This window comes from Streptomyces virginiae (assembly GCF_041432505.1).
GTDB lineage: Bacteria > Actinomycetota > Actinomycetes > Streptomycetales > Streptomycetaceae > Streptomyces > Streptomyces virginiae_A.
In genome coordinates this window covers 2,054,525-2,074,778 of record NZ_CP107871.1, presented here as the reverse complement: position 1 = coordinate 2,074,778, position 20,254 = coordinate 2,054,525, and the positions used below count along the sequence as shown (strand labels likewise).

Below are 20,254 nucleotides of genomic sequence, written 5' to 3'. Positions count from 1 at the left end.
CCCCCACGGACCCGCAGGCATTCGCCTGCGGGTCCGTGTGCTTTCCCGCCCCGCGCACCGTCCGCACCCCGCGGGCCGCCCCGCCCCGTCCCGCACCCCCGCGGGCCGTCCCGCCCGGAACCCGAGAGAGAACCGCACACACCATGGGTCACCCCGACGAGCTGATCTCCCCCCGATCCACGCGGGTGGCCGCCGCCAGGCGTCTGGCGCGGCGCAACTTCCGCACCAAGGAGCGCCGCTTCATCGCCGAGGGCCCGCAGGCCGTCCGCGAGGCCGTCGAGCACCGCGGACCCACGGGCCGGTCGACCCTGATCGAGCTGTTCGCCACCGTCGAGGCCGCCGAGCGCTACTCCGGGATCATCGAGGCCGCCCTGGACGCGGGGGCCCGTGTCCACCACGCCTCGGACGAGGTGCTCGCCGAGGTCTCCCAGACCGTCACCCCCCAGGGCCTGGTCGGGGTCTGCCACTTCCTGGACTCCCCGTTCGAGGAGATCCTGGCCGCCCGCCCCAAGCTCGTCGCCGTCCTCGCGCACGTCCGCGACCCCGGCAACGCCGGTACGGTGCTGCGCTGCGCGGACGCCGCCGGCGCCGACGCGGTGGTGCTGACCGACGCCTCCGTGGACCTCTACAACCCCAAGTCGGTACGGGCCTCCGTGGGCTCCCTCTTCCACCTCCCGGTCGCCGTCGGCGTCCCGGTCGAGCAGGCCGTCGAGGGCCTGCGGGCGGCGGGCGTACGGATCCTGGCGGCCGACGGCGCGGGCGAGGACGACCTCGACGCCGAGCTGGACGCGGGCACCATGGGCGGGCCCTCCGCCTGGGTCTTCGGCAACGAGGCCTGGGGTCTGCCCGAGGAGACCAGGGCCCTGGCGGACGCCGTCGTACGGGTCCCGATCCACGGAAAGGCCGAGAGCCTGAACCTCGCGACGGCCGCCGCCGTGTGCCTCTACGCGTCCGCGCGTGCACAGCGGGCGCCCGGAGGGTGCCGCTCTGTGACCCCCAGCTAGTAATGTGGCGGCCCGGGGGGCCCACTGCGCTACTCGGAGATGTGGGGTACGGGGACATGACCGTCGGTACGAACAACTCGCCGGGGGCCGGCACGACGGCCGGTCCGTCGATGCCCGTCGGCCCCTGCGCCCGTACGGGCGGGCCCGTCGACGCGGTGCCCCCCGCACGCGCCTCCGAGGCGCTGCGCGGCGTACCGCCGCAGGGCACGGCCCGCGGGGCCGTCCTGGGCGGCGGCGCCCCCGGTGACGCGCTCGGCTTCGGGATCGACCCCGACTGCCTGCCCGACGGGCTCGTCGTCGCCGACGCCACCGGGCGCGTGATCTGCTTCAACCGGGCCGCCGCCCGGATGACCGCGACCGACCCCGCCCAGGCGCTCGGCACACCCATCGAGCGGGCGCTCCCGCTGGAGGACCTCGAAGGTCGCCGCTGGTGGGCGCTGACCGACCCGTACGGAGGCCTCGCCACCCGCCGCGGACAGCCCGAGCGGAACCTGCTGCTTCCCGGCGGCCGTGAGGTGCTGGTCTCCGCCAGCTACGTCCGTACGCACCCCACCGGCCCGCTGCGCCGCCTCGTGGTCACCCTGCGCGGCACCGAGGCCCGCCGGCGCACCGAGCGCAGCCACGCCGAGCTGATCGCCACCGTCGCGCACGAGCTGCGATCCCCCCTGACCTCGGTCAAGGGCTTCACGGCGACCCTGCTCGCCAAGTGGGAGCGGTTCACCGACGACCAGAAGCGGCTGATGCTGGAGACCGTCGACGCCGACGCCAACCGCGTCACCCGGCTGATCGCCGAGCTGCTCGACATCTCCCGCATCGACTCCGGCCGCCTGGAGGTACGCCGCCAGCCCGTCGACATCGCCACCGCCGTCGGCCGGCACGTCCAGGCGCTCACCGCGAACGGGCAGGACCCCGAGCGGTTCCTCGTGAGCGTCAGCCGTCCGCTCCCCGATCTGTGGGCCGATCCCGACAAGATCGACCAGATCCTCGGCAACCTCCTGGAAAATGCGGTGCGCCACGGCGAGGGAACGGTCACCATCGAGGTGTCGCCACATGAGAAGGGAACCGCCGTCACCGTGACCGACGAAGGCCCCGGGATCCCCGAGGAGTCGATGGGCCGCGTCTTCACCCGCTTCTGGCGGGGGAGCAAGCGCGGCGGCACCGGCCTGGGCCTGTACATCGTCAAGGGCATCGTGGAGGCCCACGGCGGGACCATCACGGTCGGCCGCGGCCCCGGCGGCGGCGCCGAGTTCCGATTTATCCTGCCCGTGAGCGCGCCCGCGTACCTCACGCAGTAGTCCTGCGGAGCGTCTCGGCAGGCGGCCCACGGGCTCCTTCACCCCCAGCGACCTTTAGACTCGACCTTTGGCACCTTTGCGTCCTTGTGCCGAGCGCGTCCTGCGCGTCGCGCGGGGGACCCAACCAGCCAGCCATCGGAAGTACGGGAAGAGATGTCGGCACCGAACAAGTCGTACGACCCTGTCGAGGTCGAGGCACTGAAACCGGAAGAGATCGAGCGCATGCGGGACGAGGCGCTCGCCGCCTTCGCGTCCGCCGGCGACCTCGACGCGCTGCGTGAGGCGAAGACCGCGCACATGGGCGACCGCTCGCCCCTGGCGCTCGCCAACCGCGAGATCGGCGCGCTGCCCCCCCAGGCCAAGGCCGAGGCGGGCAAGCGCGTGGGACAGGCCCGCGGCGCCGTGAACAAGGCCTTCGGGGCCCGCACGGTCGCGCTCGAGGCGGAGCGCGACGAGCGGGTGCTGGTCGAGGAGGCCGTGGACGTCACGCTGCCCTACGACCGCGTGCCCGCCGGCGCCCGGCACCCCCTGACCACGCTGATGGACCGCATCGCGGACATCTTCGTGGCCATGGGGTACGAGGTCGCCGAGGGCCCCGAGGTCGAGGCGGAGTGGTTCAACTTCGACGCCCTCAACTTCACGCCCGACCACCCGGCGCGGCAGATGCAGGACACCTTCTTCGTCCGGGGCCCCGAGGGCACCCAGGGCGACGAGTCCGGTGTCGTGCTGCGCACCCACACCTCCCCGGTGCAGGCGCGCTCGCTGCTGGAGCGCAAGCCCCCCGTCTACATCGTCTGCCCGGGCCGGGTGTACCGCACCGACGAGCTCGACGCGACGCACACCCCCGTCTTCCACCAGGTCGAGCTGCTGGCCGTGGACGAGGGCCTGACCATGGCGGACCTCAAGGGCACCATGGACCACATGGTCCAGGAGCTCTTCGGCGAGGGCACCACCACGCGGCTGCGCCCGCACTTCTTCCCCTTCACCGAGCCGTCCGCCGAGATGGACATGCAGTGCTACGTGTGTCGCGGCGAGTCGGTGGGCAACCCCGACCGCCCGTGCCGTACCTGCTCCAGCGAGGGCTGGATCGAGCTCGGCGGCTGCGGCATGGTCAACCCCAAGGTGCTCGTCGCCTGCGGTGTCGACCCCGAGAAGTACAGCGGGTTCGCCTTCGGGTTCGGCATCGAACGGATGCTGATGTTCCGCCACAACGTCGAAGACATGCGAGACATGGTCGAGGGTGACGTTCGCTTCACCCGGCCGTTCGGGAGTGAGATCTGATGCGCGTCCCGCTTTCCTGGCTGCGGGAGTACGTCGATCTCCCCGCGGGTGAAACCGGCCGCGACGTGGCGGCCAAGCTGGTCGACGCCGGCCTCGAGGTCGAGACCGTCGAGCAGCTCGGCGGCGGCCTCAAGGGCCCGCTCGTCGTCGGTCAGGTGCTGACCATCGAGGAGCTGGAGGGCTTCCGCAAGCCGATCCGCTTCTGCACCGTCGACGTCGGCTCCGCCAACGGCACCGGTGAGCCGCAGGAGATCGTCTGCGGCGCCCGGAACTTCGCCGTCGGCGACAAGGTCGTCGTCGTGCTGCCCGGCGCGGTCCTGCCCGGCGACTTCGCGATCGCCGCGCGCAAGACCTACGGCCGCACCTCGCACGGCATGATCTGCTCCGGCGACGAGCTGGGCATGGGCGACGACGGCACGCACGGCATCATCGTGCTGCCGCACGAGCACGAGGTCGGTACCGACGCGATCGAGCTGCTCCAGCTCGTCGACGAGGTCCTCGACATCGACATCACCCCGGACCGCGGCTACTGCATGTCCATGCGCGGTGTCGCCCGTGAGGCGGCCACCGCCTTCGGCCTGCCGCTGCGCGACCCGGCGCTGCTCGACGTGCCCCAGCCGAACTCGTACGGCTACCCGGTCAAGGTCGACGACCCGGCCGGCTGCGACCGCTTCACCGCCCGCACGGTCACCGGTCTCGACCCCGACGCGCGCTCCCCGATCTGGCTGACCCGCCGCCTGCAGAAGGCGGGCATGCGCCCGATCTCGCTCGCCGTGGACATCACCAACTACGTGATGCTCGAGCTCGGCCAGCCGCTGCACGCCTACGACCGCTCCAGCATCGACGGCACCATCGGTGTCCGCCGTGCCGAGCAGGGCGAGAAGTTCACCACCCTCGACGGGGTCAAGCGCACGCTCGACGCCGAGGACCTGGTGATCACCGACAACAGCGGCCCGATCGGGCTCGCCGGTGTCATGGGCGGCGCCAACACCGAGATCGCCGACTCCGTCACCGACCCGGAGACCGGCCAGGTCACGGGGACCACGGACGTCGTCATCGAGGCCGCGCACTTCGACTCCGTGTCGATCTCGCGCACCGCCCGGCGCCTGAAGCTGTCCTCCGAGGCCTCCAAGCGCTTCGAGCGGGGCGTCGACCCGCAGGCCGCCGCCGCGGCCGCGCAGCGGACCGTCGACCTGCTCGTGCTCCTCGCGGGCGGCACCGCCGAGGCGGGTGTCACCGAGGTCCTCGCCCCGGGCGCGCCCCGCACCATCGCCATGCCCGCGGACCACCCGGACCGGGTGGCGGGCATGGAGTACGGCCGCGAGACCGTCGTGCGCCGGCTCCAGGAGATCGGCTGCGACGTCTACGGCCAGGACGAGCTCGTCGTCACCGTCCCCTCGTGGCGGCCCGACCTCGCCGCGCCCAACGACCTCGCCGAAGAGGTCATCCGGCTGGAGGGCTACGGGAACCTCCCCTCGACCCTCCCGCAGGTGCCCTCCGGCCGCGGTCTGACCGCCCGGCAGCAGCTGCACCGCCGGGTCGGCCGCGCCCTGGCCGGCGCGGGCTACGTCGAGGCGCTCAGCTACCCCTTCATCGGTGAGGGCGTCTTCGACCAGCTCCAGCTCCCGGCGCACGACATCGCCCGCCAGGTCGTCAAGCTGGTCAACCCGATCTCCGACGAGGAGCCGGCGCTGCGCACCACGCTGCTGCCGGGTCTGCTCGGCGCGCTGCGCCGCAACGACAGTCGGGGCAGCCACGACCTCGCGCTCTTCGAGACCGGTTCGGTCTTCCGGGCCGCCGCCCAGCCGGGTGTCGCCGTACGGCTGCCCGTCGACCGGCGTCCCACGGACGAGGAGATCGCCACCCTGAACGCGGCCCTGCCCGCGCAGCCGCGGTACGCCGCGGTCGTGCTGGCCGGTGCGCGCGAGCAGGCCGGCTGGTGGGGCAAGGGCCGTCCGGCCGACTGGGCGGACGCGGTCCAGGCCGCCCGCGCGCTGGCCGTCGAGGCCGGCACCGAGCTGGTGGTCCGCCAGGGCCAGTACGGCCCCTGGCACCCGGGCCGCTGTGCCGAGCTGGTCGTCACCCTCCGCGGGGTGGAGCAGGTCATCGGTCACGCCGGTGAGCTGCACCCGCGCGTGGTCAAGGCGATGGGCCTGCCGGCCCGTACCAGCGCGATGGAGATCGACCTGGACCGCCTCGCGGCGGCCGGTGGCGAGGCCCTCCAGGCTCCGCGGATCTCCTCCTTCCCGGTGGCGACCCAGGACGTGGCGCTGATCGTCGACGCGTCGGTCCCGGCGTCCTCGGTGGAGGCCGCGCTGCGCAAGGGCGCGGGCGAACTCCTCGAATCGCTGCGGCTGTTCGACGTGTTCACCGGTGAGCAGGTCGGCGAGGGCAAGAAGTCCCTGGCCTACGCGCTGCGCTTCCGCGCGGCCGACCGGACGCTGACCGCCGAGGAGTCCACGGCCGCGCGCGACGCGGCGGTGGCCCTGGCGGGCGAGCGGACCGGGGCGGTGCTCCGGGGCGCGTAGTCGCTTCGCACCGTGTGAGGGGCAGGTCCGGACCACCGGACCTGCCCCTCACTCGTTCGGGTGAGAACCCCGACGGCCCGTGTCCGGGGCGCCGGTCGGTCGACACAATCGATCCGGCCGGAGGGGAGTCCTACGGATGATCACGCGTGGGGAGATGCCCCTGGTGCGCCGGGTGTGCGTCCTGGCCTGGGCCGGGGCCGCGGTGTCCTGGGAGCTGTCCACGCCGGGGCGGTTGGTCCCGAGCCTGGCCACCTGCGCGGCGTTCCTGCTGCTGGCCACCGGATGCGCGCTGCACATCCGGCGTGAGCTGCTGGGTGAGCTGCGCCGCGCGCAGGAGATCGCGGGCGCCACGCAGCGGGCGTTGCTGCGGCCGCTGCCGGGGCGGATCGACGGCCTGACGCCGGCCGCGGCGCAGCTCTCGGCGAGCCGGGGCGCTGCGGTGGGCGGGGACCTGTACGAGGTCGTGCCGACGGCGTACGGGATCCGGGTGGTGATCGGGGACGTACGGGGCCACGGGCTGCCCGCCCTGGGCGCGGCCGCCGCGGTGCTCGGGGCCTTCCGCGAGGGGGCGTACGACGAACCGTCCCTGGCCGGTGTGCTGCGGCGGATGGAACGGGCACTGGGCCGCCATGTCCGGGACCGGGCCGAGTCGGAGCCCGCGGCGGCGGAGGAGTTCGTGACGGTCCTGCTCCTGCAGATCGCACCGGACGGTGTCCTGCTGGCGCTGAACTGCGGTCACCCGTGGCCGTACGTGCTGCGCCCGGCGGCGGTCCTGGAGCACTGCGCTCCGCGCAGCCGGGGCGCCGCCCCGGACCCCGCGCCTCGAACTCCGGCGGGGCCGGATCATCCGGCGCGGCGGCCTACGCGGGTACTGCCGCTGCCCCGGGGCGAGACCTTACCGCCGCTCGGGGTGGTGCCCGTGCCGGTGGACATGTGGCCGCACGCCTGCGGGGAACTCCGGCCGGGGGAGACGCTGTTCCTGTACACCGACGGAGCCGAGGACGCCCGCGACCGGGCCGGGCGGTTCTTCGATCTGCCGGGCTTCCTCGCGCGGGAGGCGGCGGCGACGCCCACGCGGCTGGTGGCGGGCGTGCACGCCGCCCTGCTCCGGCACACCGGCGGGCGGCTCACCGACGACGTCGCCCTGCTGGTGCTCCGCAACGACCGGTCCTGACCACCGGCCCCGGACACGCGCGCCGGCCCCGGACACGCGCGCCGGGCCCGGTGGATGAGCCCGGCGCGCGCTCTCGACCCGACCCCTGCCGGGGCGCGGCGACCAACCGGGCGCCGGCGGGGCCGGAACGCGCCGCCCGCCTGCCATGGAGTGTCGGGCAGACAGCAGAACGGGCGGCGCGGTGACGGGTCGTCGCACTGTACGAGGGGGAGCCGACGACCCGAGCTACCTCTTGGCGAGGCTCTTCAGTGAAGCGCCTCCACGGGTCCGCGCGGCAGAGTGCGCATCGCATTTATGCGCGTACACGGTTCACACCCCGTGTGAACCGCGCACCCACTAGCCTGAGACCGACGAGCCCTTGGAGCGGCCCATGCAGCCCAATGTCCTGCTCGACGCCCTCCTCGCCGAGGCGGGCATGTCCCACGCCGGACTCGCCGCGTACGTGAACCAGGCAGGCCGCACCCGCGGTCTCGCACTGCGGTACGAACACACCGCCGTGACACGGTGGTTGAAGGGCCAGCGGCCCCGTGGCCAGGTCCCCGACCTGATCTGCGAGGTGCTCGGCGGGCGGCTGCGTCGACCGCTGGGGCTGGACGACATCGGGCTCGGGGCGGCGGACCGGCCCGTGTCGCTGCACGCCTCACCGCTGAGCGGGTTCGTGGACCGGGCCGCCGCCCTGTGGCGTTCCGACGTCCAGGCCCGGCCCCAGCTGCTGGCCGCCGAGGCGGTCACCGGGACGCCCGCCGTCATCCCGGTGTGGGAGTGGGAGAATCCGCCGGAGGACGCCGACGTCTCGCGCGAGGGCCCGAATCCGGTCGGTCCCGAGCACATCGAGATCCTGAAGTCCGCTCGCGCCCACTACGAGTTGATGTACCGCCGGGCCGGGGGGCTGGCCACGCGGGACCGGATCGTCCGCTTCCTGGGCAGTGAGACCGCGCCCCTGCTGCGCGGGAGCTACTCCGACGACCTCGGCCGCCGGCTGCACCGGGCCACGGGGTCCCTCGTGGCGGTGGCGGGGATCTGCGCGTACGACTCGGACGCCCACGGCCTGGCCCAGCGCTACTTCCACCAGGCCCTGCGCCTGGCCAAGGCGAGCGGGGACCGGGGGCTCGGCGCGTACGTCATCGCGCTGATCGTCAACCAGTCCCTGCACCTGCGGGAGCACCGCCAGGCCGTCGCCTTCGCCGAGGCCGCGCTGCGGGCCGCCGGGCACCACACCACCCCGGCGCTGGCCGCCGACCTGTACGCGATGCAGGCCAAGGCCTATGCCCAACTCGGCGACACCGGGGCCGCCATGGCCTGCATCCGCAAGGCCGAGGCGGCCGCCGAGCGGATCAGCCCGGGCAGCGAACCGGACGAGACCGGCTACGTACAGCCGGGGCTCGTCAACGTCCAGGTCGCCGAGGCGCTGCTCAGTCTGGGCGATCTGGAAGCCGCGCGGGTCCAGGCGACCGCCGCCGTCGGTACCCCGGCGCACGACCGCGGCCGGGTGCACCGGCTGGCGATGCTGTGCGAGATCCAGTTGCGTCAGGGGGAGGCGGACCGGGCCGCGGCGTCCGCGGCCGAGATGGCAGAGCGGGCCAAGGGAATGGAGTCGCTGCGTCTGCGGGACCGGCTGCGGGCGGTTCGCGAACAGCTTCTGACCAGCGGTTGTACGGGCGCGGAGGAGACCGCGCTGCTCATCGACGGGGCGCTGCGCGTTCCGCTGTGACGGGCCGAGCTGCTGCCATGTTGCCACCTACTCGAACGGAAGGTGGCACAACCGTGCAGTGGATGAACCTGAGTGAGCAGACCGTGTACAAGAACCGTTGGTTCGACGTGAACCTCGCCGATGTGGAACTCCCCGACGGCCGACACCTGGACCACTTCGTGATCCGGCTGCGGCCGGTCGCCGTCGCCACGGCCGTCAACGAGGCCAACGAGGTGCTGCTGCTCTGGCGGCACCGCTTCATCACCGACAGCTGGGGTTGGGAACTGCCCGCCGGGGTGGTCGAGGACGGCGAGGACATCGCGGTCGCGGCGGCCCGGGAGATGGAGGAGGAGTCGGGCTGGCGACCCGGCCCGCTCCACCACCTCATGACCGTCGAGCCGTCCAACGGACTGACCGACGCCCGCCACCACCTCTACTGGGCGGACGGGGCCACCCACATCGGGCATCCCGAGGACGATTTCGAGTCCTCGCGCCGGGAGTGGGTCCCCCTCAAGCTCGTGCCGGACATGATCGCCCGGGGAGAGATCCCGGCCGCCAACATGGCGGCCGGGCTGCTCCTGCTGCACCATCTGCGCCTCGGCCAACCGTAGGAGCCGGCCGCGGGGGTCGGTCGTACGGATCGGCCGTACGGATCGGCCGTACGGATCAGCTGTACGGGTAGAAGCCCGCGCCCGTCTTGCGGCCCAGGCGGCCGGCGTCGACCATGCGCTGGAGCAGCGGGGGAGCGGCGTACAGCGGCTCCTTGTACTCGGCGTACATCGAGTCGGCGATCGACGCGATGGTGTCGAGGCCGATCAGGTCGGACAGCTTGAGCGGGCCCATCGGGTGGGCGCAGCCCAGCTCCATGCCGTTGTCGATGTCCTCGCGGCTGGCGATGCCCGACTCGAACATCCGGATCGCGGAGAGCAGGTACGGGACGAGGAGCGCGTTGACGACGAACCCGGACCGGTCCTGGGCGCGGACCGCGTGCTTGCCCAGCACGTCCCGCACCAGGGCCTCGGCCCGCTTGACCGTGTCCTCGCCCGTGGTCAGCGCGGGGATCAGCTCGACGAGCTTCTGCACCGGGGCCGGGTTGAAGAAGTGGATGCCGATGACCTGGTCCGGCCGCGAGGTCGCGACGGCCAGCTTGACCAGCGGGATCGAGGAGGTGTTGGAGGCCAGGATCGCGTCCGGGCGGGTGATCACCTGGTCGAGGACCTGGAAGATCTCCGTCTTGACCTGCTCGTTCTCGACGACCGCCTCGATGACGAGGTCACGGTCGGCGAACTCGCCGAGGTCGGTGGTGAAGGTGAGGCGGGCCAGGGTGGCGTCCCGCTCCTCTTCGGTGATCTTGCCGCGTTCGGCGGCCTTGGTCAGGGAGTTGTGCAGCCGGGTACGGCCGATCTCCAGGGCTTCGCCGGTGGTCTCGGCGACCTTGACCTCAAGGCCACTACGGGCGCACACCTCGGCGATACCCGCGCCCATCTGGCCACAGCCCACTACGCCGACCCGTGTGATGTCGGAAGGGAGGTCAGTCACTTCGTGCCTTTCGCAGCTCATCCGTCGGCGGGTCCCCCGTACGATTCCGGCGCCCGCCACGCCCCCCGACGTTACTCCCGACCTTGCGCCGGGCGGCGGGCCGGGGCGGGCATGCTGGGCGGACACCGCGCAATGTCACTCAGCGAAACGGAGCTGTCACATGACGTACATCGGTCGACGGGCCCTGCTGGCCGGAGCCGTGGGGGTGATCGCCGCCGCTACGGCCGGTTCGGCGGCCGCCGCGCCGCGGCCCTCCGCGAGGATCCCCGGGGGGCGGGCGGGCGCCGCCGACTTCCGCGGGATGTGGATCGCCTCCGTGTCGAACGTGGACTGGCCCTCCAGGAGCGGGCTCTCCGCGGCGCGCCAGCGATCGGAGCTGCTCGCCCTCCTCGACACCGCCGTCGAGCGGCGCCTGGGTGCGGTGGTCCTCCAGGTCCGGCCGGCGGCGGACGCGCTGTGGCCCTCGAAGCTGGAGCCCTGGTCGCAGTGGCTGACCGGGGAGCAGGGGGTCGATCCCGGTTGGGACCCGCTGGGTACGGCGCTCAAGGAGGCGCACGCCCGCGGGCTGGAGCTGCACGCCTGGTTCAACCCGTTCCGCGTGGCCAACCACACCGACCTCGACCGGCTGGCGTCCTCGCACCCGGCACGGCGCAACCCGGGCTGGACGGTGGAGTACGGCGGCAAGCTCTACTACAACCCCGGTCTGCCCGAGGTGCGGCGCTTCGTCCAGGACGCGATGTTCGACGCGATCTCCCGCTACCCGCTGGACGCCGTGCACTGGGACGACTACTTCTACCCCTACCCGGTGGCCGGCGAGTACTTCGACGACGACGAGGCCTTCGAGGAGTACGGGGCGGGCTTCACCTCGCGCGCCGCCTGGCGTCGCGGCAACATCGACACCCTGGTCCGCGAGATGTCCGTACGGCTGCGGGCGCTCGCGCCGGCTCCCCGCTTCGGGATCAGCCCGTTCGCGGTGTGGCGCAACTCCGACCGGGACCCGGCCGGTTCGCCGACGCGCGCGGGCCTCGGTACCTACGACGACCTGTACGCGGACACCCGCAAGTGGGTCAGGGAGGGCTGGATCGACTACATCGTGCCGCAGGCGTACTGGCACATCGGGCACCCGACGGCCGACTACGCGGACATCGTGCCGTGGTGGGCGCGGACCGTCGCCGGTACGGGCGTGGACCTGTACGTGGGGGAGGCGCTGTACCGCTGCGACGAGGACAGCCCCACCGAGGCCTGGCGCGACCCCGGAGAGCTGTCCGAGCACCTGACGTTCGCCGCCGGGTACCCGGAGGTCCACGGCCACGTGTACTTCTCGGCGAAGCAGGTGGCCGCGGACCCCAACGGGGCGATGGCCCGGGTGGTCGCCGACCACTACCGGTCGGCGGCGTCCCGGCGCTGATTCAGTGAGTGGGCTCTGAGGGGTGGCGGACCGTGCAGTCGGGTCCGGGAGCCATCAGTGCCTCGTGTCCGTCCTGGAAGCGGACCCGGTACGGGGGGGTTCCGTTCTCGCCCAGGACCTGGGTGATCTCGCCCACCTTGTCGTGCTGTCCTACGATCCTGCCGTGCTGCACCAGCTGGTCGCCCTCGGTCGCGCGCATAACTGACCTCCTCGGTGGCGGTCCGATCCGGTGCTTGCAGTTTAGGTCGTCATGGGGCTATTTGACCCGTTGGGTCACCGCGATGCAGACGAGTACGCCGCAGGCGGCGACCGGTGCGGCGGGGGAGAGATGCTCGCCCAGCAGGGCCACCGACCAGACCAGGGTCAGCAACGGTTGGGCGAGCTGGAGCTGGCTCGCCCGCGGTGCGCCGATCTCGGCCATGCCCCGGTACCAGACGTACAGGCCGAGGAAGGTGGAGCCGGCCGCCGCCCAGATCAGCCCGGCGAGCCCGTGGCCGGTGAGGTGCACCGGCTCGTACGCGAGCCCGGCCACGGAGCCGGCCAGGCTGAGCGGCAGGCACAGGACCAGCGCCCAGCCGATCACCTGCCAGCCGGGCAGCATCCGGGCGAGGCGGCCGCCCTCGGTGTACCCGGCGGCGCACACCAGCAGGGCGCCGAACAGGTAGGCGTCGCCCGCCGAGAGGGCGCCGCCGCTCTGCGCGAGCGTGAAGGCGATCACGACCGCGGCCCCGGCGAGCGCCGCGGCCCAGAAGGCGCGCGAGGGGCGGGCCCCGGTGCGCAGGGCGGACAGCGCGGCGGTGGTGAGCGGCAGCAGGCCGACCACCACGGCGGCGTGCGAGGTCGTGGAGGTGGTCAGCGCGAGGGTGGTGAGCATCGGGAAGCCGACGACCACCCCGGCGGCGACGACGGCGAGCCCCACCCAGTGCTCACGGGCCGGCAGCGGGACCCGACAGGCCAGCAGGAAGGCGCCGGCGATGGCGGCGGCCAGGACACTGCGGAGCGCGACCAGCGACCACGGACCGAAGCTCTCCAGTCCCCAGGCGGTGGCGGGGAAGGTCAGCGAGAAGGCGACGACGCCGAGCAGGGCGAGGGCGGTGCCCCGACGTACCGGGTTCTTGACCGCTATCGTGGTCGGGAGAGTAGCGCTATTCTGTGCTGTCATGTATGAGCGTAGCAGTGTGGCGGAACTGGCCGAATCCCTGCGGGCCGAAATCGACCGCTACTCGGTGGGTGGAAAGCTCCCGTCGAGTCGGGCTCTGGTGGAGCGCTACCGGGTCAGCCCCGTCACCGTCTCACGGGCCCTCGCGCAGCTCGCCGCCGAAGGCCTCGTCGTCACCCGGCCCGGCGCGGGGGTCTTCCGCGCCGCACCGCGTACGACGGCCCCCGCGCCCGGCGACACCTCCTGGCAGGAGGTCGCGCTCAGCGCCGAGGGGGCCGGGGAGATCGTCCCCCGCTCCGTCGACGCCACCGGAGTGCTGGGCTCGCTGGCCGTGCCGCCGCCCGGGGTGATCGAGCTCAACGGCGGCTACCTGCACCGCTCCCTGCAGCCCGAGCGGGCCATGGCCGCCGCGCTGGCCCGGGCGGGACGGCGGCCCGGAGCCTGGGGGCGGCCGCCCCTGGAGGGTCTGCCCGAGCTGCGCGACTGGTTCGCCCGGGAGATCGGCGGCGCGGTCGTCGCCGCCGACGTCCTGATCACCGCCGGTGGGCAGAGCGCGCTGGCCACCGCCCTGCGGGCGCTCGCCCCGCCCGGCGCGCCGATCCTGGTGGAGTCCCCTACCTACCCCGGGCTGCTGGCCATCGCCAGGGCCTCCGGCTGCCGGCCCGTGCCCGTCCCGGTGGACGCCGAGGGCGTCCGGCCGGAACTGCTGGCCGCCGCCTTCGAAGCGACCGGCGCGCGGGTGTTCGTATGCCAGCCGCTGTTCCAGAACCCGACCGGAGCGGTACTGGCTCCGGGGCGGCGGGCCGAGGTGCTGCGCATCGCGCGGGCCGCCGGGGCCTTCCTGGTCGAGGACGACTACGCCCGGTCCCTGGTCCACGAGGGCGCGGGTCCGCTGCCCGCGACCCTGGCCGCCGAGGACGTGGACGGGGTCGTGGTGCACGTCCGGTCGCTCACCAAGGCCACCTCGCCGAGCCTGCGGGTGGGCGCCCTGGCCGCCCGGGGCCCGGTGGTCGACCGGCTGCGCGCCATCCAGATCGTGGACTCCTTCTTCGTGCCCCGGCCGCTCCAGGAGGCCGCCCTGGAACTCGTCGGCGCGCCCGCCTGGCCCCGCCACCTGCGGACGGTGGCCGCCGAGCTGCGCCACCGCCGGGACGTGCTCGCGGGGGCCCTGCGGCGCGAGCTGCCCGCGCTGGAGCTGCCGCATCTGCCGTACGGCGGATATCAGTTGTGGGTGCGGCCGACCGGGTACGGCGACGACGCGGCCTTCGCGGCAGCCGCGCTGCGCGCCGGCGTGGCGGTGGCACCCGGCCGCCCGTACTTCTGCGCGGAGCCGCCGGGACCGCACGTCCGACTGAGCTTCGCCGGGGTCTCGGGCCCCGGCGAACTGGTCGAGGCGGTCCAGCGGCTGCGCACCGGCCTGCCGGACGGCCTCGGTCCGGGCGCTTGACCCGGTGCGGTATGCGGATCACCATCACCGCATGCATGTTCGGGTTTCGCTTGTCGCCGCAGCCCGTAGTTCCTCGCTGCTCGCCGAGCGCTTCGACGACGACCGCCCGCTGGACGGACCCGGCTGGCGGTCGGTGGAGTCCGCCGCGCAGGGCCTCGTACCCCTGGGCTCGGCCGAGCTGCGCTACTGCTCGCCGACCCCGCGCAGCCGTGCCACGGGCGAGGCCCTGGGCTACGCGCCCCTCGCACAGCCCGCGCTGCGCGAGTGCGACATGGGCCGCTGGCGGGGGCTGACCCTGGCCGAGGTGACCGCCCACGAGCCCGGGGCCGTGGACCTGTGGCTCAGCGATCCGCGGGCCGCCCCGCACGGCGGCGAGTCCCTGCTCGCCTTCATCTCCCGGATCGGCGGCTGGCTCGACACCCGGCCGGCCGACGACGGGGGCCAGATCGTGGCGGTGGCGGAGCCCTCGGTGGTCCGGGCGGCCCTGGTGTACGCGCTGAAGGCACCGCCGCTGACCTACTGGAACGTGGACGTCCGTCCCCTGTCCACGATGACCCTCACGGGGCGGTCCGGCAGCTGGCACCTGTGCCTGCAGGCCCCGGCGTAGGCCGTCCGGCCTCCTGCGGCCCGCCCGGATCCAAGCCGGGGTCCCGATCCCTGCCGCCCACGGGGCCAAGGCCGTCGCAAGCGGCGGAAACGGCGTCGCGGCGCATCCTTTCCTGCTACATATTTCCCTGAGGGGTCGCGACCCCTCGGTCCTGGGCCGTCCCGTCCTCGCCGCGATCAAGAGCATTGCATAAACGTGCGTAAGTACGTATAGTCATGCCATCGATGAGGAGGGTCCGATGGTGGTACGTGTAGCGGTGGCCGGTGCGAGCGGGTACGCGGGCGGAGAAGTCCTGCGCCTCCTGCTCTCGCACCCCGAGGTGGAGATCGGCGCCCTGACCGGCAACTCCAACGCCGGACAACTCCTCGGCTCCCTGCAACCCCACCTCGTGCCGCTCGCGGGACGCACCCTGGAGGCGACCACCTCCGAGGTCCTCGCCGGCCACGACGTCGTCTTCCTCGCCCTCCCGCACGGCCAGTCCGCCGCCGTCGCCGCCCAGCTCGGCGAGGACGTCCTCGTCGTCGACATGGGCGCCGACCACCGGCTCAAGGACTCCGCCGACTGGGACGCCTTCTACGGGGCCCCGCACGCCGGTACCTGGCCCTACGGGCTCCCCGAACTGCCGGGCGCCCGCGAGGCCCTGACGGGCACGAAGCGCATCGCCGTCCCCGGCTGCTTCCCCACCGCCGTCTCCCTCGCGCTCTTCCCCGCCTACCAGGGGAAGTTCGCCGAGCCGGAGGCCGTGATCGTCGCCGCCACCGGCACCTCCGGCGCGGGCAAGGCCCTCAAGCCGCACCTGCTCGGCGCCGAGGTCATGGGCTCGGTGACCCCGTACGGCGTGGGCGGCGGACACCGCCACACGCCCGAGATGGTGCAGAACCTCAGCCCGCTCGCGGGAGAGCGCGTCTGCGTCTCCTTCACGCCGACCCTCGTGCCCATGGCCCGCGGCATCCTCGCCACGTGCTCGGCCAAGGCGCTCCCCGGCACCACCGCCGAATCGCTGCGCGCCGCGTACGAGAAGGCCTACGCCGACGAGCCCTTCGTCCACCTGCTGCCCGAGGGCCGGATGCCGTCCACCAAATCCGTCCACGGTTCCAACGCCGTCCACGTCCAGGTCGCCTACGACGAGTCCGCCCGCCGGATCATCGCCGTCAGCGCCATCGACAACCTCACCAAGGGCACCGCCGGCGGCGCGGTGCAGAGCATGAACATCGCCCTGGGGCTTCACGAGAGCCTGGGTCTTTCGACGATCGGAGTCGCACCGTGAGCGTCACGGCAGCACAGGGATTCACGGCAGCGGGCATCGCCGCCGGGATCAAGGCCAACGGCAACCCCGACCTGGCCCTCGTGGTCAACAACGGGCCGAGTCTGGCCGCCGCGGGCGTCTTCACCTCCAACCGCGTCAAGGCCGCCCCCGTGCACTGGACCGAGCAGGTCCTGCGCGGCGCCGCGGTCGGCGCGGTCGTCCTGAACTCCGGCGGCGCCAACGCCTGCACCGGACCCAAGGGCTTCCAGGACACCCACGCCACCGCGGAGAAGGTCGCCCAGGTGCTCGGCGGCGACTTCAACGCCGGTGAGATCGCGGTCGCCTCCACCGGCCTGATCGGCGTCCTGCTCCCCATGGACAAGCTGCTCCCCGGCGTCGAGACGGCGGCCGCGGCCCTGTCCGCGGACGGCGGCGAGGCCGCCGCCATCGCCATCAAGACCACCGACACCGTGCACAAGACGGCCACCGTCTCGCAGGCCGGCTGGACCGTCGGAGGCATGGCCAAGGGCGCCGGCATGCTCGCCCCGGGCCTGGCCACCATGCTCGTCGTCCTCACCACCGACGCCGACCTGGACAGCGCCACCCTCGACAAGGCGCTGCGCGCCGCCACCCGCACCACCTTCGACCGGATCGACTCCGACGGCTGCATGTCCACCAACGACACGGTGCTGCTGCTCGCCTCCGGAGCCTCCGGCCAGGTACCGGCGTACGAGGACTTCGCCGAGGCCGTGCGCAAGGTCTGCGACGACCTGGCCCGCCAACTCATCGGCGACGCCGAGGGCGCCAGCAAGGACATCCGCATCGAGGTCATCGGCGCGCTGACCGAGGACGACGCGGTCGAGGTCGGCCGGTCCATCGCCCGGAACAACCTGCTCAAGTGCGCCATCCACGGCGAGGACCCGAACTGGGGCCGGGTGCTCTCCGCGATCGGCACCACCAAGGCCGCCTTCGACCCGGACCGGCTGAACGTCGCCATCAACGACGTCTGGGTCTGCCGGAACGGATCGGTCGGCGACGACCGCGACCTGGTCTCCATGAAGGGCCGCGAGGTCCGGATCACCGCCGACCTGTCGAACGGCAGCGAGTCCGCCGTGATCTGGGGCAACGACCTGACCGCCGAGTACGTCCACGAGAACAGCGCCTACTCCTCATGAGCGACGAGAAGGCCGGCCTGCCCGGCACCTCCGGCGGCACCGCCCGCAAGCACACCGCCCTGCCCAAGGCGCAGATCCTCATCGAGGCCCTGCCGTGGCTCACCCGCCACAACGGCAAGATCGTCGTCATCAAGTTCGGCGGCAACGCCATGATCGACGAGGAGCTCAAGGCTGCCTTCGCCCAGGACGTGGTCTTCCTGCGCCAGGCCGGCCTGAAGCCCGTCGTGGTGCACGGTGGCGGCCCTCAGATCAACGCCCAGCTCGACAAGCAGGGCCTGGTCAGCGAGTTCAAGGCGGGGCTGCGCGTCACGACCCCGGAAGCCATGGACGTCGTACGGATGGTCCTCGCGGGCCACGTCCAGCGCGAACTGGTCGGGCTGCTCAACCAGCACGGGCCGCTCGCCGTCGGCATGACCGGCGAGGACGCCCGCACCATGATCGCCACCAAGCACAGCCCGGAGATCGGTGGCGAGGTCATCGACATCGGCCGGGTCGGGGAGATCACCTCCATCGACACCGGCGCCATCGAGGCCCTGCTGGCCGACGGCCGGATCCCCGTCATCTCCTCCATCGCCGGCAGCGCCGACGACCACCACGTCTACAACGTCAACGCCGACACGGCGGCCGCGGCGCTCGCCGCCGCGCTCGGCGCCGAGACGCTGATGGTCCTCACCGACGTCGAAGGCCTGTACGCGGACTGGCCGAACAGCGACGAGGTCATCAGCAAGCTCACCGTCAGCGAGCTGGAGAAGCTGCTGCCCGAGCTGTCCAGCGGCATGGTGCCCAAGATGGAGGGCTGCCTGCACGCCGTACGCAACGGCGTGAACACCGCCCGCGTGCTCGACGGGCGGGTCCAGCACTCGATCCTGCTGGAGATCTTCACGGACTCCGGCATCGGCACGATGGTCGTGCCCGACCACCAGTCAGGGGGAACGCAATGACGAAGGGCACCGGCAACCAGGAGTACGGCGCGCGCTGGCAGGGGGCGCTGACCAACAACTACGGCACCCCCGCGGTCGCACTGGTACGGGGCGAGGGCGCCCAGGTCTGGGACGCCGACGGCAAGCAGTACACCGACTTCGTCGGCGGCATCGCGGTCAACGCCCTCGGGCACGCCCACCCGGCGATCGTCGCGGCCGTGACCGAGCAGATCTCCACCCTCGGCCACGTCTCCAACCTCTTCATCTCCGAGCCGGTCGTCGCGCTCGGCGAGCGGCTGCTCCAGCTCTTCGGCCGCCCCGGCAAGGTCTTCTTCTGCAACTCGGGCGCCGAGTCCGTCGAGGCCGCCTTCAAGATCGGCCGGCTGACCGGGCGGACCCACATGGTCGCCACCGACGGCGGCTTCCACGGCCGGACCATGGGCGCCCTCGCGCTCACCGGCCAGCCCAAGAAGCAGGAACCCTTCCGGCCGCTGCCGGGCGACGTCACGCACGTCCCGTTCGGTGACGTCGAGGCCCTGCGGGCCGCCGTCACCGAGGAGACCGCACTCGTCGTCATCGAGCCCATCCAGGGCGAGAACGGCGTCGTCGTACCCCCCGCCGGATACCTGACGGCCGCCCGCGAGATCACCCGCGCCACCGGCACCCTGCTCGTCCTCGACGAGGTCCAGACCGGCATCGGCCGCTGCGGCCAGTGGTTCGAGCACCAGGCCCACGAGGACGTCGAGCCCGACATCGTCACCCTCGCCAAGGGGCTGGGCGGCGGTCTGCCGATCGGCGCGGTGGTCGCCTTCGGCCCCGTCGCCGACCTGCTGCAGCCGGGCCAGCACGGCACCACCTTCGGCGGGAACCCGGTCGCCTGCGCGGCCGGCCTCGCCGTCATCGACACGATCGCCACGGGCGGGCTGCTCGACCAGGTCAAGGACCGTGGGGAGCGACTGCGCTCCGGGATCGAGGGCACGGGCCACGCCCTGGTCTCCCACGTCCGGGGCTCGGGACTCCTGCTGGGTATCGTGCTGACCGAGCCGCTCGCCGCCCAGGTGCAGCAGGCGGCTCAGGACGCCGGCTTCCTGGTCAACGCGCCCGCCCCCGACGTCGTACGGCTCATGCCCCCGTACGTACTCACCGAGGCCGAGGCGGACGCGTTCGTCCGGGCCCTGCCCGGCATCCTTGACGCAGCAGGCGGGGACGGATCCGGAGAATGAGACGACGATGAGTCAGGCGCAGGACAACGAGCAAGGCGGCCAAGCCGTCCCGCAGACCCGCACCGCGCGTCACCGCCGGATCGTGGACATCCTCAACCGGCAGCCGGTCCGCTCCCAGAGCCAGCTGGCCAAGCTGCTCGCCGACGACGGGCTGAGCGTCACCCAGGCGACGCTCTCGCGCGACCTCGACGAGCTGGGCGCGGTGAAGATCCGCAACACCGGCGGCGAGCTGATCTACGCGGTACCCAGCGAGGGCGGCTTCCGCACCCCGCAGGCCCCGCTCGGCGAGTCCGCGAAGGAGGAGCGCATGCGGCGCCTCTCCGGGGAACTGCTGATCTCGGCGGAGGCCTCCGCGAACCTCGTGGTCCTGCGCACCCCGCCGGGTGCGGCGCAGTTCCTCGCCTCGGCGATCGACCAGGCCGAGCTCCGCGCGATCCTCGGCACGATCGCGGGCGACGACACCCTGATGCTGATCAGCCGGGACCCGGCGGGCGGCCAGGCCCTGGCCGACCACCTGCTCCGACTGGCGCAGAAGGAGAGCTAGGCCGTCTCTTCCGG

18 protein-coding genes are annotated in these 20,254 nt (G+C 72.9%); 15 read left to right on the top strand and 3 right to left on the bottom strand.

The window, feature by feature from the left end; translation table 11 throughout:
* The first annotated feature begins 143 nt into the window (after nt 1-143).
* The 7 genes from OG624_RS09765 (at nt 144) to OG624_RS09735 (ending at nt 9,583) form a co-directional block, all read left to right on the top strand.
* Nucleotides 144-1,004, top strand: coding sequence for a TrmH family RNA methyltransferase (locus OG624_RS09765; protein WP_033222481.1), 861 nt, complete (start codon nt 144-146; stop codon nt 1,002-1,004).
* 110 nt (nt 1,005-1,114) lie between these two features.
* On the top strand, nt 1,115-2,299 hold the full coding sequence (locus tag OG624_RS09760; protein ID WP_371594594.1) for a sensor histidine kinase: 1,185 nt from the start codon (nt 1,115-1,117) through the stop codon (nt 2,297-2,299).
* Between the two features lie 153 nt (nt 2,300-2,452).
* Nucleotides 2,453-3,580: a phenylalanine--tRNA ligase subunit alpha gene (pheS, locus tag OG624_RS09755; protein ID WP_033222485.1), complete on the top strand. Its 1,128-nt coding sequence runs from the start codon at nt 2,453-2,455 to the stop codon at nt 3,578-3,580.
* The gene (pheT, locus tag OG624_RS09750) at nt 3,580-6,108 is read left to right on the top strand and encodes a phenylalanine--tRNA ligase subunit beta (protein ID WP_033222487.1); all 2,529 of its coding nucleotides are present in this window, start codon (nt 3,580-3,582) and stop codon (nt 6,106-6,108) included. Before pheS ends, pheT begins: the two co-directional genes overlap by 1 nt.
* Nucleotides 6,109-6,244: 136 nt before the next feature.
* Nucleotides 6,245-7,282, top strand: a complete 1,038-nt coding sequence (locus tag OG624_RS09745; RefSeq protein ID WP_078909413.1) for a PP2C family protein-serine/threonine phosphatase — start codon at nt 6,245-6,247, stop codon at nt 7,280-7,282.
* A 370-nt stretch (nt 7,283-7,652) separates the two neighbouring features.
* Entirely contained in the window at nt 7,653-8,993 is a 1,341-nt protein-coding gene (locus tag OG624_RS09740; protein WP_033222489.1) for a hypothetical protein, read from the top strand.
* Between the two features lie 62 nt (nt 8,994-9,055).
* Complete coding sequence (locus OG624_RS09735) at nt 9,056-9,583, top strand: NUDIX hydrolase (RefSeq protein ID WP_237545486.1); 528 nt, start codon at nt 9,056-9,058, stop codon at nt 9,581-9,583.
* Nucleotides 9,584-9,638: 55 nt separating this feature from the next.
* Here the strand turns inward: OG624_RS09735 and OG624_RS09730 are convergent, their stop codons facing one another.
* On the bottom strand, nt 9,639-10,532 hold the full coding sequence (locus tag OG624_RS09730) for a 3-hydroxybutyryl-CoA dehydrogenase (protein WP_051763443.1): 894 nt from the start codon (nt 10,530-10,532) through the stop codon (nt 9,639-9,641).
* 139 nt (nt 10,533-10,671) lie between these two features.
* Between OG624_RS09730 and OG624_RS09725 the strand changes: the two genes are divergently transcribed.
* Complete coding sequence (locus OG624_RS09725; RefSeq protein WP_051763444.1) at nt 10,672-11,919, top strand: glycoside hydrolase family 10 protein; 1,248 nt, start codon at nt 10,672-10,674, stop codon at nt 11,917-11,919.
* Nucleotide 11,920: 1 nt separating this feature from the next.
* Here OG624_RS09725 and OG624_RS09720 read toward each other — a convergent pair whose 3' ends face one another.
* Together OG624_RS09720 and OG624_RS09715 are read right to left on the bottom strand one after the other, a co-directional pair.
* The gene (locus OG624_RS09720) at nt 11,921-12,118 is read right to left on the bottom strand and encodes a DUF1918 domain-containing protein (protein ID WP_030010502.1); all 198 of its coding nucleotides are present in this window, start codon (nt 12,116-12,118) and stop codon (nt 11,921-11,923) included.
* A 57-nt stretch (nt 12,119-12,175) separates the two neighbouring features.
* The gene (locus OG624_RS09715) at nt 12,176-13,081 is read right to left on the bottom strand and encodes a DMT family transporter (protein WP_033222491.1); all 906 of its coding nucleotides are present in this window, start codon (nt 13,079-13,081) and stop codon (nt 12,176-12,178) included.
* Here OG624_RS09715 and OG624_RS09710 point away from each other — a divergent pair.
* The 7 genes from OG624_RS09710 (at nt 13,080) to OG624_RS09680 (ending at nt 20,240) form a co-directional block, all read left to right on the top strand.
* Nucleotides 13,080-14,525 carry an aminotransferase-like domain-containing protein gene (locus OG624_RS09710; protein ID WP_371639315.1) on the top strand — a complete coding sequence of 482 codons (1,446 nt, stop codon included), beginning with the start codon at nt 13,080-13,082 and terminating at the stop codon, nt 14,523-14,525. The genes OG624_RS09715 and OG624_RS09710 overlap by 2 nt on opposite strands.
* A gap of 31 nt (nt 14,526-14,556) precedes the next feature.
* Nucleotides 14,557-15,132: a histidine phosphatase family protein gene (locus tag OG624_RS09705; protein WP_033222494.1), complete on the top strand. Its 576-nt coding sequence runs from the start codon at nt 14,557-14,559 to the stop codon at nt 15,130-15,132.
* A 238-nt stretch (nt 15,133-15,370) separates the two neighbouring features.
* Nucleotides 15,371-16,399: an N-acetyl-gamma-glutamyl-phosphate reductase gene (gene argC / locus OG624_RS09700; RefSeq protein WP_371639314.1), complete on the top strand. Its 1,029-nt coding sequence runs from the start codon at nt 15,371-15,373 to the stop codon at nt 16,397-16,399.
* On the top strand, nt 16,396-17,553 hold the full coding sequence (gene argJ, locus OG624_RS09695; protein WP_033222498.1) for a bifunctional glutamate N-acetyltransferase/amino-acid acetyltransferase ArgJ: 1,158 nt from the start codon (nt 16,396-16,398) through the stop codon (nt 17,551-17,553). Before argC ends, argJ begins: the two co-directional genes overlap by 4 nt.
* Complete coding sequence (argB, locus tag OG624_RS09690; protein WP_033222500.1) at nt 17,550-18,494, top strand: acetylglutamate kinase; 945 nt, start codon at nt 17,550-17,552, stop codon at nt 18,492-18,494. Before argJ ends, argB begins: the two co-directional genes overlap by 4 nt.
* A complete protein-coding gene (locus tag OG624_RS09685; protein ID WP_033222502.1) occupies nt 18,491-19,696 on the top strand; it encodes an acetylornithine transaminase in 1,206 nt (401 codons plus the stop codon). The genes argB and OG624_RS09685 overlap by 4 nt, the downstream gene beginning before the upstream one ends.
* A 7-nt stretch (nt 19,697-19,703) precedes the next feature.
* Nucleotides 19,704-20,240, top strand: coding sequence for an arginine repressor (locus OG624_RS09680; protein WP_030010023.1), 537 nt, complete (start codon nt 19,704-19,706; stop codon nt 20,238-20,240).
* Nucleotides 20,241-20,254 lie beyond the last annotated feature (14 nt).